The sequence below is a fragment of the Flavobacterium chungbukense genome, from assembly GCF_020805785.1.
In the GTDB taxonomy this organism is placed as follows: domain Bacteria; phylum Bacteroidota; class Bacteroidia; order Flavobacteriales; family Flavobacteriaceae; genus Flavobacterium; species Flavobacterium chungbukense.
In genome coordinates this window covers 229,513-248,934 of the sequence record NZ_JAJGZV010000005.1, presented here as the reverse complement: position 1 = coordinate 248,934, position 19,422 = coordinate 229,513, and the positions used below count along the sequence as shown (strand labels likewise).

General features: G+C 34.5%; 9 protein-coding genes. All 9 read right to left on the bottom strand.

Features of this window, described 5'->3' with window-relative positions; translation table 11 throughout:
* Positions 1-97 precede the first annotated feature (97 nt).
* Entirely contained in the window at positions 98-523 is a 426-nt protein-coding gene (locus LL966_RS16480; protein WP_229354764.1) for a CBS domain-containing protein, read from the bottom strand.
* Between the two features lie 316 nt (positions 524-839).
* Positions 840-2,849: an OmpA family protein gene (locus LL966_RS16475; protein WP_229354788.1), complete on the bottom strand. Its 2,010-nt coding sequence runs from the start codon at positions 2,847-2,849 to the stop codon at positions 840-842.
* Positions 2,850-2,857: 8 nt separating this feature from the next.
* Positions 2,858-3,769: a PorP/SprF family type IX secretion system membrane protein gene (locus tag LL966_RS16470; protein WP_229354763.1), complete on the bottom strand. Its 912-nt coding sequence runs from the start codon at positions 3,767-3,769 to the stop codon at positions 2,858-2,860.
* Positions 3,770-3,816: 47 nt separating this feature from the next.
* The gene (locus LL966_RS16465) at positions 3,817-12,459 is read right to left on the bottom strand and encodes a T9SS type B sorting domain-containing protein (RefSeq protein ID WP_229354762.1); all 8,643 of its coding nucleotides are present in this window, start codon (positions 12,457-12,459) and stop codon (positions 3,817-3,819) included.
* A gap of 511 nt (positions 12,460-12,970) precedes the next feature.
* Complete coding sequence (queG, locus tag LL966_RS16460) at positions 12,971-13,894, bottom strand: tRNA epoxyqueuosine(34) reductase QueG (protein ID WP_229354760.1); 924 nt, start codon at positions 13,892-13,894, stop codon at positions 12,971-12,973.
* Positions 13,894-15,240 (bottom strand): cytochrome P450, encoded by a 1,347-nt coding sequence (locus LL966_RS16455; protein ID WP_229354758.1) that lies wholly within the window; start codon positions 15,238-15,240, stop codon positions 13,894-13,896. The genes queG and LL966_RS16455 overlap by 1 nt, the downstream gene beginning before the upstream one ends.
* A 12-nt stretch (positions 15,241-15,252) precedes the next feature.
* Positions 15,253-16,275: a Holliday junction branch migration DNA helicase RuvB gene (gene ruvB / locus LL966_RS16450; RefSeq protein WP_229354756.1), complete on the bottom strand. Its 1,023-nt coding sequence runs from the start codon at positions 16,273-16,275 to the stop codon at positions 15,253-15,255.
* A gap of 106 nt (positions 16,276-16,381) precedes the next feature.
* The gene (locus tag LL966_RS16445) at positions 16,382-18,184 is read right to left on the bottom strand and encodes a cytochrome c oxidase subunit I (protein WP_229354755.1); all 1,803 of its coding nucleotides are present in this window, start codon (positions 18,182-18,184) and stop codon (positions 16,382-16,384) included.
* 30 nt (positions 18,185-18,214) lie between these two features.
* Positions 18,215-19,405 carry a cytochrome c oxidase subunit II gene (locus LL966_RS16440; protein WP_229354754.1) on the bottom strand — a complete coding sequence of 397 codons (1,191 nt, stop codon included), beginning with the start codon at positions 19,403-19,405 and terminating at the stop codon, positions 18,215-18,217.
* Positions 19,406-19,422: the final 17 nt, after the last annotated feature.

Genomic DNA, 19,422 nt, shown 5'->3' with positions numbered 1-19,422 from the left:
TTTTAGTATTTTCTTTTCGGAAAATCCATTTTCAGAAATAAAAAAAGTCCAATAGAAATTGGACTCGTTTTAAATTTTTATCTTTATTATATCCTTTTTATTGAGAAATATAAGAATTCAAATGTTGAATGGTATCTTTTTGAGTTTCTATAATCGCCTTAACCACATCGCTGATTGAAATTATCCCAACAACTGTTTCATCTTCTACAACAGGCAGGTGTCGTATTCTTTTTTCGCTCATCAATTGCATACAATCTTCAAGATTATCTGAAAGTTTCACTGTAAAAACATTACTCTCCATAATCTCATGCACCAAAGTCTCTTTAGAAGATTTATCCTTTAAAACAATTTTACGAGCATAATCTCTTTCTGATAATATGCCTTTTAAAACAGTATCGTCAATAATTAAAATTGCTCCAATATTCTTTTCTCCCATTACCTTTAAGGCATCATAAACAGTTAAATTAGAGAAAATAGAATAGACATTTCTTCCTTTTGCTTTAAGTATTTGATCTACAGTCATAATGAAAAATTTTTAGGTTTATAAAGTTATAATAAAAACAAACACGATCTGCAACGAAATCGATTTTTTAAAAACCCAACTTATTCATTTTAAACATAATACATGAGAACTTAAATTTTCAAAATTATAGTGTAAAGAATGAAATTTTTTAGAATTGTTTTTTGATGAAAATTAGATTTTTTAACGTTTACAAATTTTTCAACATTAATCAGTTGAAATTGTTTAGTGGTGAAATATTTATAGAAAAATATTTAAAAAATAAAAACCCTTTTCTAAAATTTAGAAAAGGGTTTTAATAATTTTTAAGAAAGTTATTTTACATTGCTACAATAATAAATTCACTTCTTCTATTTTGCATGTGTTGTTGTTCGGTACATTTTACGCCATCTGCACATTTATTTACCAATTGTGTTTCTCCGTAACCTTTTGCTGATAATCGGTCTTCACTAATTCCTTTTTGTACTAGCCATTTTTTTGTTGACAACGCTCTCATGTCCGAAAGAATTTGATTGCTTTCTGAAGAAGAACGGCTGTCTGTATGCGAACGAATATCGAGTTTCATGTCTGGATATTCTTTTAAAAGATTTACCACTTTCATCAGTTGCGGTTCTGATGTTTTTTTGATAGTAGCTTTTCCTAAATCAAAAAAATTCATAGGAAGATTTAAAAGTTTTGCTACATCTACTCCAACTTTCATTGAGCCCAATTTTACAGGACTAATATTGACTCTTTTAGTGGCTACGGTTTTTGCTGTTAAAGGAACAAATACTTTGTTTAAAGCAATCATTAAAGTAGTTTCTTGATCTCTTAAAATGTTTACCGAAACTTCTTTGGCATTATAATCTGTTTTAGCCGTTCTAATGGTATATTTTTTACCACATTTTACAGTTGGAAAAACATAATTCCCTTTTTCATCTGTGGTAATTGTTCCAACCGGATCAAATTTTTCGTTGAATAAAGTCAGAGCTGTATTTGCCAATACTGCATTCGATTCAGAATCAGTTACTGTTCCAGTTAAATTCTGCTCACAAATTAATCTTCTGGTTTCTGTAAATCTATAAATATCGTCTAAACCTTGGCTGCTTTCTCTGTTTGAAGAAAAATAGCCGCTTCTAGTTCTACTATCAATGCTGAAAGCAAAATCATCTTGCTTACTATTTACTGGTTCTCCGATATTTAAAACTTCATCATAACTTCCGTTTGCTTTTATTCTCGAAGCAAAAATATCCAAACCGCCTAAACCTGGACGCCCATCTGAAGCGAAATAAAGTTCATTTTCTCCAGAAATAAAAGGAAATGTTTCTCTGCCTTCCGTATTAATTTCTGGACCTAAGTTTTCTGGTTTTCCAAAAGTGCCATCTTCATTAATAGCAACTTTATAGATATCTGACTGACCAAATGTTCCAGGCATATCTGACGCGAAATATAAAAATTTCTCATCCATACTTAAAGCAGGATGCGCAGTACTGTATTGGTCACTATTAAAAGGAAGTTCTCTGATGTTCTTCCATTCGTTATCAATTAAATCTGCTTTATACAATTTTAAAAGCGTAACATTTTTATCATTCTGTCCTCTTTTTCCATCGGTGAAATTATTTCGCGTGAAATACATTGTTCTTCCATCTTTTGTAAAAATTGGTGTAGATTCATTGAACTTATCTTTTTTTCTTTTTATAAAAAGTTCTGGCGTTCCGATACTTCCATCAGGCAATAAAACAGCGCTGTATAATCTAGAGAAAGATCTGTTTGTCCATTGAAAATTTGTTTTAACAACTCCGCCTGTATCTCGCGCAGAAGTAAAAATTATTTTATTGTTGTAAACAGCGCTTCCATAATCTGAAAAACGAGAATTAACTCCTGCATCTCCAATTTGAAATCGCCCAGAATTTTCCTTTATTACTTCCAGATAATTTTTGTCATTTCTAATTAAATCAGATCTTTTTTCTGAGACAGCTTTTTGATTGAATTTCACTAAAACTTCATCAGATTTACGATAATTTCCAGCCGATTTTAAACATTGTGCATAACGATAAAAATATTCTGATTCTTGGTCTTCATTAATTTGAAATAATTGATTGTACCATTTTAAAGCACTAGTCAATTCTCCATTAAAATAATATGAATTTGCCAGACGTTTTACTACGCCTTCGTTATTACTTTCTTGTTCAATTACGCTTTCATACGCTTTTATAGCATCCGCGTAAGCGTATTCTTCATACTTTTTATCTGCGTATTTTACGTTCATATTCGTGAATGTTTTTTGAGCATTCACATTTGAAAAAAAGTTACACAGTAAAACGATTAAAATTATTTTCTTGAGTTTCATAGTTTTCATTAAAAGAACCTTGGAGATATCATTTTATTATAATTATTAAAGAAATCGAATCTTAAGAAGATTTCATGAGATCCAGAATTGTATTTTTTTAATTGTGTAGTTTCGTGATCGTAACCGTAACCTAAATACATTCCTTTTGTAACTTGAAATCCTGCCATTGCACTTACAGAAGCGCTCCAGCGATAAGCAAGACCTAAAACAAATTTATCATTGAACATAAAATTTCCTGAAACATCGACTTGTAAAGGAGCTCCTTCTACCATTTTAGTCATTAAAGCTGGTTTGAACTTAATATATTCTAATCGATCGAGATTAAATACATATCCTGCTATCAAATAATAATTAATTTTTTCTTTAAAGATTGCCGTATCATCTGAGTCATAACGGTTTGTTTCTATAAAATTTGGAACAGATAATCCGATATAAGCACGGTCTGAATGAAAATAAAGTCCTGCTCCAACATTTGGAGAAAACTTATTTTTTAGGTTTTGAAACTGCTGATCATCTTGATCTTCCATGCTTAATTTATTCACATCTAAATTGAAAAGGTTTGCAGTTCCTTTTATACCAAAAGACAAATTCCATGATTCTGAAGTAGGAATTGTATATGATAAATCGGCAGATAAAGTATTTTCTGTTGTTGGTCCAATTTTGTCATTAACTAAAGAAACTCCAAGTCCTAAATCACTATTATTTAAAGGTGTATTTACAGAAAAAGTACTTGTTTGAGGCGCACCTTCTAATCCTACCCATTGTGTACGGTATAAACCAAAAACGCTCAAAACCCCTCTAGAACCTGCGTAAGCTGGATTGACTTCGATTGTGTTGTACATATATTGTGTAAACTGTGCATCTTGCTGCGCATTAGACACAATCGAAAAAAACATAAAAAATATGATTAATCTTTTCATTTTTAAAGCTTTAAAAACGGCCTAGATTTACTAAGCCGTAATCTATATTATTTGTTGATATATAAGTAACCTGATTCCTGATGTGGTCCATTAGCATTATCTTGATATTTCAAGATGTAGAAATAAGTTCCTACCGGAAGACCCTCTGTCTGTTTAATTGTAGAACGTCCGTTAGAATATCCAACAAAAGCTCTGTCATTGTTATTATATCCATCTATACTGTAAACCAATACTCCCCAACGGTTATAAATTTCAACTGTATTATTCGGATAGCATTCGATACCTCTAATGTAAAATCTTGTATTCTTGTTGTCTCCATTTGGAGAGAAAGCTTTGAATACTTTGATTGCGCATCCGTCTAATTCTGTTACAGTTGGGTTATCTCCAGTATTACTTGAATGATCGGACAAATCTTCTACAACAACTCCTTTTGAACTGCTTCCTTGCGCAGTAGCTTGATTTGTTACTTTAGTAAGATTAATATCTTCTTGCGTTATCTTGTAAACTGCCGAGAAATTAGAACTGTTAGATTCTCCAACTGCCAAAGAAATTGCTTGTCCAGAAACCACTACTCCTGTTAATGGATCTTTTACTATTACATTGTTTAGCGGAACATTTCCTGTATTGGTTACTGTAAACGTATACGTAATTGTTTCTCCCGCATTGGCAAAGCCGCTATTGTTTTCATCATTAAATTCTGCTTTTTTGACAATTGCAATTGCTGGAACTTCAACAAAAACATTTAAAACCGCTGTCGAACAATTTGTCGAATTTGCTTTTTCGCAAACCTGATACGTAATTGCGTAACTTCCTCCAGGTGTATTTGGCTTAACATTTACAGTTCCGTCTGCATTCCATTCAAAATAAGAACTGTTTCCTAATGGTTTGATAGTTACGTCTGCTGGATTGATTGGCTGTCCGTTTATAAAATCATTCTCTAAAACATTAACAAATTCCAGAGCACCGTTAATTCCGTCAGCAGTAACATTATTATCATCTCCTAATGTAATTCCGTTTGTTGTTGGAGGGCTTGGTTCAACTCTATTCATTACTGTAACTTTAACTACAGCCTGACTGCAGTTTGAATGATTTAATTTCTCACAGATTGTATAAGTCAATTCATAATCTCCTGCAGGTGCATTTGGAGCTAATATTGCATTTCCGTTTGCATCAACTGTTAAATATCCTTTTGGATCTGCCACCGCTACAGTAAGATTTACATCTGAAGATACCAGCGCTTTTCCATCTTTAGTATCATTTGCAAAAACATTGTTTAATGTTTGCGCTACATTTGAAGCAATTACAGAAGATACAATGTCTTGATTTGCTACCAGATTTCCACCTGTTACTGTAATTACGGAGATTACTGAATCACAATTTCCTGAATTAACATTGTCGCAAATACGGTATTCTACATTATAATTTCCTGCTGGCGTATTTGGGGCAACAGTAATAGTATAATCTGGGTTTAATGTTAATCCTGCTGGAAGTGTTCCAACAATATTAAATGTAACTTCTCCTGCAGCTGTTCCTGCAATTATTGGATTTCCATTTAAAGTATCATTTTTAATTAATGAAACTGTTGTTCCTCCGATATTTCCATTAATTGGCGTTATTGAGTCTACAACTGCGTCAATAACTGGAAGATCAACAATTACTTTAACTGTGTTTGAACTGCAATTACTTGGATTCAATTTCTCACAGATTGTATATGTCAATTCATAATTTCCTGCTGGCGCATTTGGAGCTAATATTGCATTTCCATTTGCATCTATAGTTAAATATCTTTTTAGATCTGCGGCTGTAACTGAAAGATTTACATCTGAAGGTACTAATGCATTTCCATTTTTAGTATCATTCGCAAAAACATTGATTAATGTTTGAGGAACATTTGAACCAACTACTGAAGGAACAATATCTTGATTTGCTATAAGATTTCCGCCTGTAACTGTTACCACAGTAATTACTGAATCACAATTTCCTGAATTAACATTGTCACAAATACGGTATTCTACATTATAATTTCCTGCTGGCGTATTTGGCGCAACAGTAATAGTATAATCTGGGTTTAATGTTAATCCTGCTGGAAGTGTTCCAACAATATTAAATCTAACTTCTCCCGCAGCTGTTCCTGCAATGATTGGATTTCCATTTAAAGTATCATTTTTAATTAATGAAACTGTTGTGCCTCCGATATTTCCATTGATAGAAGATATTACATCTAAAACTGCATCAATTACCGGTGCTGTAACCGTAACCTGAACTTTATTTGTGCTGCAGTTTGAAGGGTTCAGAAGCTCACAGATTTCATAAGTGATCTCATAATTTCCTGCAGGAGCATTCGCGCCTAAAACTGCTTTTCCGTCTGCATCGATTATTAAAAATCCTTTCGGGTCTGTGCCTGCTGTCAGTTTAACTTCTGACGGATCTAATTTTGCTCCGTTTTTAGTGTCATTGTCAAAAACATTGATAAGGGTTTGGGAAGCATTTCCTCCGATTACCGAACCTGCATTATCTAAATTCGAAACTAAGTCAGCCGCTGTCACAGTTACAGTCGAAGTAACCGTTGAGCAGTTTCCTGCATTGTTGTTGTCGCAGATTGTGTATTCCACATCGTAGTCTCCCGCTTTTACGCCTTTGACTACAGTCACCGTTCCGTCTGCATTAATTGTCAATCCTGCTGGAGCTGTTCCCGTTAAGGCAACTTCTCCTGCATTTGTGCCGATAACTGCCTGAACGCCGTTTAGTTTATCAGAACCGATAAGCGATGCTGTTGTTCCTCCAATGCTTCCGTTGATCGGGCCTAAGTTTTCTTTTACTGCTAAGATTGCAGGTGCTGTAACCGTAACCTGAACTTTGTTTGTGTTGCAGTTTCCAGGATTCAGAAGCTCGCAGATTTCATAAGTGATCTCATAATTTCCTGCAGGAGCATTCGCGCCTAAAACTGCTTTTCCGTCTGCATCGATTGTTAAAAATCCTTTCGGGTCTGTGCCTGCTGTCAGTTTAACTTCTGACGGATCTAATTTTGCTCCGTTTTTAGTGTCATTGTCAAAAACATTGATAAGGGTTTGGGAAGCATTTCCTCCGATTACCGAACCTGCATTATCTAAATTCGCAACTAAGTCAGCCGCTGTCACAGTTACAGTCGAAGTAACCGTTGAGCAGTTTCCTGCATTGTTGTTGTCGCAGATTGTGTATTCCACATCGTAGTCTCCCGCTTTTACGCCTTTGCTTACAGTCACCGTTCCGTCTGAATTAACGGTTAATCCTGCTGGAGCTGTTCCCGTTAAGGCAACTTCTCCTGCATTTGTTCCGATAACAGCCTGAACGCCGTTCAGTTTATCAGAACCGATAAGCGATGCTGTTGTTCCTCCAATGCTTCCGTTGATGGGACCTAAGTTTTCTTTTACTGCTAAAATTACCGGTGCAGTAACCGTAACCTGAACTTTATTTGTGCTGCAGTTTCCAGGGTTCAGAAGCTCGCAGATTTCATAAGTTATCTCATAATTTCCTGCAGGAGCATTCGCGCCTAAAACTGCTTTTCCGTCTGAATCGATTGTTAAAAATCCTTTCGGGTCTGTGCCTGCTGTCAGTTTAACTTCTGACGGATCTAATTTTGCTCCGTTTTTAGTGTCATTGTCAAAAACATTGATAAGGGTTTGGGAAGCATTTCCTCCGATTACCGAACCTGCATTATCTAAATTCGCAACTAAGTCAGCCGCTGTCACAGTTACAGTCGAAGTAACCGTTGAGCAGTTTCCTGCATTGTTGTTGTCGCAGATTGTGTATTCCACATCGTAGTCTCCCGCTTTTACGCCTTTGCTTACAGTCACCGTTCCGTCTGAATTAACGGTTAATCCTGCTGGAGCTGTTCCCATTAAGGCAACTTCTCCTGCATTTGTGCCGATAACAGCCTGAACACCGTTTAGTTTATCAGAACCGATAAGAGATGCTGTTATTCCTCCAATGCTTCCGTTGATCGGACCTAAATTTTCTTTTACCGCTAAGATTGCTGGTGCCGTAACCGTAATTTCTACAGTTGCAGAATTGCAATTTGAAGTATTTGCAACTTCACAAATTTTATAATCAAATGTATATGTTCCTACTGGCGTGTTTGCTTTAACTTTAACTTCTCCACTTACAATATCAAATGTTAAGACTGAAGGTAAAGCAGAATCCAAAGTTAAAACAACCTCATTTCTAACTACTGCATTACAATTAAGCAAATCGTTTGATAAAACATTTGAAACAGCAGTTCCTCCATTATATCCATTTATCGATGCTGTATCTTTATCGGATATAATCGGACCTACAACTTTTACTACTTGAGTACAAGTTTGAGTGTTTCCTGCTGCGTCTGTAGCCGTCCAAGTTACTGTCGTATTTCCGATTGAAAAACTTGACGGTGCATTATTAGTCACTGTTACAGTTCCGTTGCAATTATCTGATGTTACAGGAGTACCTAAAGTTACACCTGTTGCAACACATGAATTTGCATCAGTAGAAACCACAACTGTTGCTGGACAAGTAATTGATGGTTTTTGAGTATCGTTTACTGTTACTGTCTGCGTACAAGTTTGCGTATTTCCTGCTGCATCTGTAGCAGTCCAAGTTACTGTTGTATTTCCGATTGGAAAACTTGATGGTGCATTATTAGTCACTGTTACAGTTCCTCCACAGTTGTCAGATGTTACAGGACTTCCTAAAATTACACTTGTAGCTGTACATGAATTTGCGTCAGCAGAAACCACAACTGTCGCAGGGCAAGTAATTGATGGTTTTTGAGTGTCTTTAATTATTACTTTTTGAGTTGCTGTTTCTGTGTTTCCATTTCCATCATTAAAACTCCAATTGATAGTATAATTCCCCTGAGTCGAATAAGTCAATGGATCGCTAGTTGTTCCTGTTACAGTTCCACTACAATTATCTGTAGTTGTTGGAGCTGTTACTGTTGCTGAACATTCAGCTGTAATATCAGCCAAAACTGGTTTAACTGGCTTTTCTGTATCACTAACTTTTACTGTTGAAACAGCAGAGGTAGCTTCACATCCAGTTGAAGTATTCGTAACTTTTACTTTATAATCTCCATCAGAATTTACAACTAATGAAGATGATGTTTCATTAGAAATTATAGCATTATTTTTATACCAAACATAAGTTGGCGAGCTCGCATTGGTTGTTGTAGTTAAAGTAGTTGTCAAACAATCCGTTAATGTACCTCCAATCGAAATTGTCGGATTTGGATTAGTTGTTATATTGACAACATTACTTTTTACAGTACAATTTGCCGCATTAGTTGCAACTACATAATATCCGTTGGCTGCAGTAAGGTTTGTCCAAGTTAATGCTGATCCGTTACCGGATTTTGCAGATTGAACTGTTACATCACTTGAATCAAATAACTGATAACTTACATTATTTACTGAAGTTGTAGAAGAAATAGTTCCGTTTCCTCCAGGTGAAACACAAATTACACTTCCCGTTAATACAAGAGCTGTTGGGTTTAATGTGGTGGCAACATTTACACTATTACTAGTAGAAGAACAAGTAGTTGTTGTATTTGTTCCAATTACATAATAGCCAGTTCCTGCTGCAAGATTTGTCCAAGTTAAAGCCGATCCATTTCCTGATTTTGCAGATTGAACTGCTGTATTACTAGAATTATATAATTGGTAATTTATTCCTGTTGCTGAAGTTGAAGAAGTTATTGTACCGTTACCTCCAGGTGAAACACAAATTGTACTTCCTGTTAAAACAAGAGCATCAGGATTTGGATTGGTAGCTACATTTACTGTACCACTTGTAGATGTGCAAGAAGTTGTAGTATTTCTTCCAATTACATAATAACCATTTCCTGCAACAAGACTTGTCCACGTTAAAGCTGATCCGTTACCTGATTTTGCAGATTGAACTGCTGTATTACTTGAATTATACAATTGATAACTTATTCCACTTGCTGAAGTTGAAGATGCAATCGTTCCATTTCCACCAGGTAAAACGCAGATAGTGCTACCTGTTAAAGAAAGTACCGCTGGCAATGCATTTACAGTTACCAAAACAGCATCTGAAAAAACAGCAGCGCAATCTCCATTCTGAACAATTGCTCTAAAGTAAGTGCTTGCTGTTAAGTTTCCAATATTAGCGCTTGTTAATGTTGTTGAAGTTATATTAATATCAGTTCGAGTTGAAAAACCTGAATCTGTTGATTTTTGCCATCTTATAACTGAACCATTATTGCCACTCAATACTAAATTAGCAGGCGAAGTTCCTGAACAAATTGCAGCAACTGATGCGATTGTTCCTCCAACTGAAGATGCGTTTATACTTAATGTAACATCTCTATTAACAGTACTGGTACAACTTGGTGTAGCGTTTGTTGTAGTAACAGTTGTTACTCTTAATGTCTTACCATTATTTACCGCTGTTAAAACCCCAGTTTCAAAAAAGCCATTACCAGACCCATCTGCGGCTACACCAGTAACAGGTGTTTGTGCAACTCCATCGATAGAATAAGCAATTGTAGATGTGGTGCTTGGCAATAATCCTTTCAAATTTATTCTCGCTGGAGCGCCTTCACAAGTTATCGCAGCTTGGGATATCGTTCCCAAACTTGGAACTGGGCTTATTGTAATTAAAACTGACGCTGAATTTGCTGCCGTACATAAGCCACTTTTTACAACTGCTCTATAATATGTATTTGCAGTAAGCGTTCCCATTTGAGCACTTGTTAAAACAGCATTTGTAGCTCCAATAATATCATTAAATGTACTATTATTTGCAGATGACTGCCACTGAATAGTTCCTGTGTAACCCGTTAATGTCAAATCTTGTGGAGCAGTTCCTGAACAAATTGTTTGTGCTGCAGATATTGTCCCAGCTACTGATCCATTTCCTACAGTTACCGTAATTACGTTAGAAGCTGTTGGCCCAGCTCCACATGAATTATAAGATAAAACTCTAAAATAATAAGTTTGACCTGAAATTAAACCAGTAACATTAAAAGAAGTAGATGATGAATTAAGATTTCTTCCATCTAAATCTCCTTCAGGAGTATTAAAATTTGAATTTCTAGAAACCGCTAATCCATAAGAAGTCGCATTGGCAACAGCGTTCCAATTTGCTGTAAAGCTATTACATGTTATTGCGGTTGCCGCCGTTGCAGTTGGAGTACTAGCCTGTCCAAAAACAATAGAAACTGTATTACTAACGTCTTTACAAGTTGTAGAAGAAACTACCCTTCTATAATAAGCAGTTGTACTTGTACTTGGCGGATCATAACTTGCACTTGTAGCTCCTACAATAGGATTAAAATCTATATTGTTTATACTGCTTTCCCATTGGTAAGTTAATCCAGAACCTCCTCCAGTAGCGGTAGAACCTGTTATAATACCTGGATCATTCGGTGCCGTACAAAAAGAACTTGTTGAAGGTGCCGTAATCGTATTATTAGCAATAGCAGTATATGTATTATATGTTATCGTTGAAGAATTAGAAGTTTTGTCATAAGTATCATTAAAAGTATAGTTGATTTGAACTGGACCAACAACACTATTGTTTAGCGGGGTAAAAGTTACAGCTCCAGTTGATGAATTATAGGTAAATGTCCCTTTATCAGCAACTGTCTTAGAAGTTTGAATTCCTGTCACCGAAGGATCTAAGTCAACCGTAGATTTATTGATTGTCCCTAAAGTATTTACTGATCCATTATCATTTGCTGTAATATCCCCAGAAGTTGCCGGTAACCCGATACAGCCTGTGAAAGTATCTGAATTAGCCACTGGAGTTAAAAGCGTTGATTTATCAACTGTAATATTTAAATTACGGATTTCATGAAAATTGTTAGATCCTCCTGTAGAAGAAGAAATTGCAAATTTCAAATTAGATGGTGCAAGAGTTTTATATTCATAATTATTAATTATTAACTCTCTTACACTACCATGAGTTAAGTAAACATCAATAAAAAAACCACCATCTGCTCGCGGTTTTAAAACAACTTCCATTTTTCTAAAACCAGATTTCGAATTGTCAGTAGCACCTCTATCCCCACCTGCAACATTAAAAGAACTTGCTAAATCTGTTGTTTTCACCGAAATCAAGTGCGGATATCCCGATGTTCCTGTTCCAGCACCTCTCAAAGTAACATTACTAGGCAAAACACCGCCTGGTGCTCCACCACTTTTTCCTTCATTATTGGCAGAAAAATTTCCATATTCGTCAATTCCAATACCAAGATAACCTTTAGAAAAACCAGTTTCTGAATTTCGTTGCGCATAACCTAAGGAACCTCCAAAAGCACCTGCAGCAACAGGAGAAGCCGTTGCATCAAATAAAATAAAAGCGATACCATCAGCACCGTTTCCACTATGAGTGTAGTATTCAAATGTAATAGTCATTCCATAAGCAGATGGAAATGAGTACATATCTGAATAAACAATTCCTTTCTGGCTACCTTGTCTATTTGTTAATCGCAAATATCCAGAACCATTTGCATCGTTATAACCATCTCTAAGACCAGCTCCGCCAGTTAAAAAAGCTACAGGCTCACCTCCAAACAAAACACCTGGAGCTGTAGAATTTTTAAATGATTGTGAATAAGGAAATTGAGCTCTAGTTTGAGCCGTGATAAAAAATAAGAAAATAAGAAAAAATAGTTTAAATAAATTAAACTTTTTAAAAGTAAAGTTACGCATAGACAACTTGAGTTTGTGGAACAGAAAAACAATACACTAAAAAATGGATGATCATTTTTAGCGTATAGATGAAATACGAAAAATAAAAATAATTGGATTTCGAAAAATCATTAAAGACCTTGGAATGATCTCTAAATGAACATTGTAGCGTTTGGACCATAGTCATGATAGGTTCAATACACAAAATCGTGTTTTAAGTTTATAAAATGTAGTTTTGGAGGGACGAAAGTAAATAAATCATGAAGTATCAAATACAATAGTCGATAAACGGTAAAGAAACTCGTCGAAAAGCAGTATTTAACAAATGTTCAGTGTCATTTGTAACAAAAAAATATAATTATTTGATAATGAAGAGGTCGCAAATTCTTAAAGAATTATGAATAAATTTAATTTTGAGAGTATTTATTGACAAATACTCAATAATAAGCAAAATTAAAAATAAGTTTAAACTCACAATAAAAAATACAAATATCTAAAAATCAATAAGTTGTATACAAAAAAGTAAGAGATATTATTCCAAAAATTTGATATTACGTTTTAATCCGTCAAATTTTGTTCTTTTAATTGGGGAGTTTTTAAAAACAATTTTAAAGGTTTCTTCTGTAATTTCTATCCAATCTTTTTTGCTAAAAGATAACAATTCAGGATTTGGATTAAACAACGGTTCTGAGTGAGGTTTAGAAAATCTGTTCCATGGACAAACATCTTGACAAGTATCACAGCCAAACATCCATTCATCAAATTTCCCTTTCATTTCATAAGGTAGATTTTCTTTTAATTCTATTGTGTAATAAGAGATGCATTTACTGCCATCCACAATGTAAGGTGCCACAATTGCTTGAGTTGGACAAGCATCTATACAAGCAGTACAAGAGCCGCAATGGTCAGTAACGGCGTGATCATATTCTAAGTCTAAATCTATAATTAACTCTGCAATGAAGTAAAAAGAGCCCACTTTTTGAGTAATTAAATTACTGTTTTTCCCTATCCATCCCAAACCACTTTTTGCTGCCCAAGCCTTATCTAAAACTGGCGCTGAATCAACAAAAGCACGACCAGAAACATCTCCAATATTTTCTTGAATAGAATGTAAAAATTCTTTTAATTTATCTTTAATAACAAAATGATAATCCTGCCCATAGGCATACTTTGATATTTTAAAACTCTCTTCATTTTGAGAAACTTCAGGAAAATAATTCAACAAAAGCGACACTACACTTTTTCCATCATCTACTAATAATGTCGGATCTAATCGTTTATCAAAATGGTTTTCCATATATGCCATTTGTCCATTACGATTATTTTTCAACCAGTTTTCAAGTCTTGGCGCTTCTTTTTCCAAAAATCCTGCCTTTGATATTCCACAAGATAGAAAACCAAGCCTTTTGGCTTCCTCTTTAATAAATTTCGAATATTTTTCTTTAGAATTGATCATTATCTTTCAGAAAATACAACTTTAATATCAACGGGTTTTAAGGTAATTAGCGGATTAAAATTAACATCGGATTTCGATGATGTAATTTTATATTTTTTAATAATGTGAGAAATAGCAAGACACATTTCATATATAGCAAAACCTGCGCCAATACACATTCTAGGTCCTGCCCCAAATGGATAAAAATATTGCATGGAATACTTTTTTTGTTCTCCCAAAAAACGCTCTGGAATAAAATCATTTGGATTTTTCCAGTATTTCTCATTACGGTGTAATTCATAAAAAGAAACACCAATTAAAGTTCCTTTTTTGATGTTAAACTTTCCCAAACTATCATCTTCAACATTTTGTCGATCTGTAATCCAAGCCGGCGGATACAAACGCATTGATTCATTTAAAACCGCATTAGTATAAGTCATTTTTTGAAGCTGTTCCACCACATCATCAGTTTCTGATTCTATTTGAACAATCTCATCAAACACCTTTTGCTGTACATTAGGATGATTCCCTAATAAATGCAATGTAAATGTTAAAGCATTTGCAGTAGTTTCATGACCAGCGATAAAAAGAATTTTTATTTCATCAATGAGCTGCTCAACAGACATACCTTCACCGGTATCTTCGTAACGAGTTTCCAAAAGCATATTAAGCAAATCGTTAATCTCATCTTTTGCCTCAATACGTTGTTCAATAATTTCTCTAATAATTAGATTATTCTCTTCAGCAAGTTGAAGATGCTTATTTACCTGACCGCTAATTGAAAACCACCATGCTTTATGTGGAAGTCTAATTTCTTTAATTAAAAAGTTTTGAACTGCTTCAATTATGTATTTAATTCGGTTTAATTTTTCTTCCACAATTGAAAACTGAAACAGTGATTTAGCCACAACATTAAATGCTAATTCGCTCATTACAGGAAAAAGATCAATTTCATTATTGATTGAAATATCATCTAACTCACCGACAATTGTCAACTTCATATTATCAACCAATTGATTCATTTTTTGTTTATGAAAAGCTGGCTGAATAAGTCTTCTCTGTTTTAACCAAAAATCGCCATCAACTGTTAAAAGTCCTTTCCCTAAATACTTTGATAGATAGACCGATTGAAATTTAGATTTATGATAGTTTTTGTGATTCTTCTGCAATATATATTGAGCCACTTCATTATCTCTAGATAAGATAATGTGCTGAGTCTTGCCAATTCTTATTGAAAAAGAATCTCCAAAACGTTCAAAGTAAATTTTATGGTACGGAATCGGATTTCTACGAACTGCCTCAGCGTCTAAAAAAAATCTAAGAATAGACAATTTAGGCGGATAATTATATTTTCTTTTAACAGACATAAGTCACTCCAATTAAAATAAACCGCCCTGAATGTTTGTGTTTATTTTGCCTAAATGTTTATATGCTTTATCTGTAACTTCTCTTCCACGAGGTGTACGCATAATAAAACCTTCTTGAATTAAAAACGGTTCATATACTTCTTCAATAGTTTCACTGCTTTCAGATACTGCGGTTGCCAAAGTAGAAAGTCCAACCGGACCACCCTTAAATTTATTTATAATGGTTAATAAAATTTTATTGTCCATCTCATCAAGTCCATGTGCATCCACATTTAATGCTTTCAAAGCATAGCGAGCAATCTCTAAATCGATTGTACCATTTCCTTTTATCTGTGCAAAATCACGAACCCTACGAAGTAAAGCATTCGCTATACGAGGTGTACCTCTACTTCTTCCAGCAATTTCAATTGCAGCATCAAGCGCTATCGGCATTTTTAATATAGAAGCACTTCTTTCAACAATAGTTGTCAGAAGTTCAGTAGTGTAATATTGTAATCGAGATGAAATTCCAAAACGTGCACGCATCGGCGCCGTTAATAACCCTGATCTAGTCGTTGCGCCTATCAAGGTAAATGGATTTAAATTGATTTGAACTGTTCTCGCGTTTGGACCAGATTCAATCATAATATCAATTTTGAAATCCTCCATCGCTGAATAGAGATATTCTTCCACAACTGGACTTAGGCGATGAATTTCATCAATGAACAAAACATCTCTCTCATCCAAATTAGTTAATAAACCGGCTAGATCTCCAGGCTTATCTAAAACAGGACCCGAAGTAATTTTTATACCTACTTCTAATTCGTTAGCAAGAATATTTGCCAAAGTAGTTTTTCCTAAACCTGGAGGTCCATGAAATAAAGCATGATCGAGTGCCTCACCTCTTTGATTAGCAGCAGCAACAAATACTTTTAAGTTTTCCAAAACTTGATCTTGCCCAGCAAAATCATCAAATGATAGCGGACGCAGTTTTTTCTCAAGATCTAATTCTTCAGAATTATAGCCTTTTGTAGTAGGATCTAGATTTTCATTCATCTTACAAAGATATAGAAAGTAATTAGTTTCTAAAACAGTAAAACTGAACGATTAAAATTTTAACTAAACAAAAAAGGCTGTCAAAAATGACAGCCTTTTAAATATTTTAGTGGTGTAAAACCTCTTCACCTTCTTTCATTGGTACATTCTGAGGAACAAAATCTACATCATGATTTGGGTTACTGTAGTCATACGGCCAACGGTATACATGAGGAATTTCTCCTGGCCAGTTTCCGTGGATATGTTCAACTGGAGTAGTCCACTCCAAAGTTGTTGATTTCCATGGATTTTGAATTGCTTTTTTACCGTAGAAAATACTACTAAAGAAATTGTATAAGAATACTAGTTGGAACGCACCTCCCACAAGAGCGAATGTTGTAATCAAAACATTCACGTTTTGTAAATCATCAAATAATGGGAAGTTTGTGTTTGTATAGTAACGTCTTGGCAAACCAGCTAATCCAATAAAGTGCATTGGGAAGAAAACTCCATAAGCACAAACTGCTGTTACCCAGAAGTGGATATAACCTAGATTTTTATTTAACATTCTTCCGTACATTTTAGGGAACCAGTGGTAAATACCAGCAAACATTCCATAAAGTGCAGAAATACCCATTACTAAGTGAAAGTGAGCAATTACGAAGTAAGTATCGTGAACGTTAATATCTAATGTGCTATCTCCTAAGATGATACCTGTTAAACCTCCAGTAATGAAAGTAGAAACCATACCAATAGAAAACAACATTGCAGGGTTAAATTGTAAGTTACCTTTCCATAAAGTTGTAATCCAGTTGAACGCTTTAACAGCAGATGGAATTGCAATCAATAAAGTAGTAAAAGTAAATACAGATCCTAAGAATGGATTCATACCTGAAATAAACATATGGTGTCCCCATACAATAGTTGACAAGAATGCAATTGCAAGAACTGACATAATCATCGCTCTATATCCGAAAATTGGTTTACGAGCATTCGTCGCCATAATTTCAGAAACAAGTCCCATCGCTGGTAAGATTACAATATAAACCTCTGGGTGACCTAAGAACCAGAATAAGTGTTCAAATAATACTGGAGATCCTCCTTGGTAATGTAAAACCTCTCCTGCAATATAGATATCAGATAAGAAGAATGAAGTACCAAAACTTCTATCAAAAATTAATAATAAAGCTGCAGACAATAAAACTGGAAACGAAATAACACCAATAATAGCTGTTACGAAGAATGTCCAAATTGTAAGCGGAAGTCTAGTCATAGACATTCCTTTTGTTCTTAAATTAATTACTGTAACAATGTAATTTAAAGATCCCATCAAAGAAGATGCGATGAAAATAGCCATTGAAACTAACCATAAAGTCATACCTGTTCCAGATCCTGGAATTGCTTGTGGCAATGCACTTAAAGGAGGGTAAATAGTCCATCCTGCAGATGCTGGTCCTGATTCAACAAATAAAGAACATAACATGATAACTGCTGATAAGAAAAACAACCAGTATGAAATCATATTCATAAATCCTGAAGCCATATCTCGTGCTCCAATTTGAAGTGGAATAAGTAAATTACTAAAAGTTCCACTCAAACCTGCCGTCAGTACAAAGAATACCATGATGGTACCGTGAATTGTAACTAAAGCTAAATAAATATCATTTGCCATTACACCATCAGGTGCAAATTTATCTCCTAATAAAACATTAAATATCTTAAAAGACTCTTCTGGCCACGCTAATTGCATTCTGAAAAGCAAGGACATTGCGATACCAATAATCCCCATAATAATACCAGTAATCAAGTATTGCTTAGCAATCATTTTATGATCAATACTAAAAATATATTTAGTAATGAACGTATCTTTATGATGATGTTCGTGCTCGTGATCGTGTCCGTGATCGTGATCGTGCGCTTCTGCTGACATATATGTGTACTTTAAATTTTCTAAATAATATTATTTCATTGCAACTTTAGCTACTGCTGCTTTAACAGTATCAACAACTGCTTTAACAGTATCGATCACTTTTGCAGCACTATCTGTAGCTGGTGCAGTTCCTTCAGCTGGTTTCTCAGCCGCCGCAGCCGCTTTAATATCTTGAGCTAAAGTTGTTTTTTCACTTAACCATTTTTTATAATCTTCAGGAGTATCAACAACAACTTTCATTTGCATATTGTAGTGAGAAGCTCCACAAATTTTATTACACAATAATAGGTAATCAAATGTGTAAGGATCTAAAGCTGTACCACCTTTCTGAACTAGCTCAACGCTTTTTTCAGCTCTAAGTTTGTTGATATGTGCAACTTTTTCTACCATAAATGGTAACTCTCTATATTCTGCAGTAGTGTAAGTTGGAACAAAAGCAAATTCAGTAACCATACCTGGAACACAGTTCATTTGTGCTCTAAAGTGAGGAAAATATGCTGAGTGTAAAACGTCTTGAGAACGCATTTTAAAGTGAACTTTTTTACCTTTAGGAATATGTAATTCAGAAACTACAATATCATCTTGAGAATTTTTATCAGACATATCTACCCCTAAAGTATTAACACCTTCAATTAATCTTACGTTAGCTTTTCCTAAAGTATTATCAGCACCAGCATATCTTGCAGTCCATTTAAATTGCTGAGCATATAATTCAATCTCAATAACATCTTCGTCTTTATCAACAAACATAATGTTATTCCAAGCATACAATCCATAAAGAATCAAACATGCTAAAACTACAGAAGGAATAATACTCCAAATCGCCTCTAATTTATTACTATCTGCAAAAAACAAAGCTTTTCTGTCTTTGTGTCCTCTATTTTTAAAAGAAAACCAGTATAATAAACCTTGAGTGATAACTTGAACTGTAAAAATCAAAACCCAAGTAATATTCATTAAATTATCTACCAAAAGTCCATGCTCTGAAGCAGGAGTATGAAGAGCTAAATTACCCCATTTTAGTAAACCATAAATGGTAAATATATAGATGAAAGCTAAAAAGCCAAACATAATATATCCCTGAACGTTATTGTCATTATCCGATGCAACCTGAGAATCGTCCGAAGATACTCCTACTTGCGTAAGATCAAAGATCTTGGTCAATTGCCATAATGCAACTGCTAATAAAACTAAAACTATAATTACCAACAAACTTGTCATCTGTTTACTTCTTTAAA

Bases quoted from the DNA above. Each gene is read 5' to 3' on its own strand.
- LL966_RS16480 (WP_229354764.1), bottom strand. From the start codon at position 523: ATGACTGTAGATCAAATACTTAAAGCAAAAGGAAGAAATGTCTATTCT.
- LL966_RS16475 (WP_229354788.1), bottom strand. From the start codon at position 2,849: ATGAAACTCAAGAAAATAATTTTAATCGTTTTACTGTGTAACTTTTTT.
- LL966_RS16470 (WP_229354763.1), bottom strand. From the start codon at position 3,769: ATGAAAAGATTAATCATATTTTTTATGTTTTTTTCGATTGTGTCTAAT.
- LL966_RS16465 (WP_229354762.1), bottom strand. From the start codon at position 12,459: ATGCGTAACTTTACTTTTAAAAAGTTTAATTTATTTAAACTATTTTTT.
- queG (WP_229354760.1), bottom strand. From the start codon at position 13,894: ATGATCAATTCTAAAGAAAAATATTCGAAATTTATTAAAGAGGAAGCC.
- LL966_RS16455 (WP_229354758.1), bottom strand. From the start codon at position 15,240: ATGTCTGTTAAAAGAAAATATAATTATCCGCCTAAATTGTCTATTCTT.
- ruvB (WP_229354756.1), bottom strand. From the start codon at position 16,275: ATGAATGAAAATCTAGATCCTACTACAAAAGGCTATAATTCTGAAGAA.
- LL966_RS16445 (WP_229354755.1), bottom strand. From the start codon at position 18,184: ATGTCAGCAGAAGCGCACGATCACGATCACGGACACGATCACGAGCAC.
- LL966_RS16440 (WP_229354754.1), bottom strand. From the start codon at position 19,405: ATGACAAGTTTGTTGGTAATTATAGTTTTAGTTTTATTAGCAGTTGCA.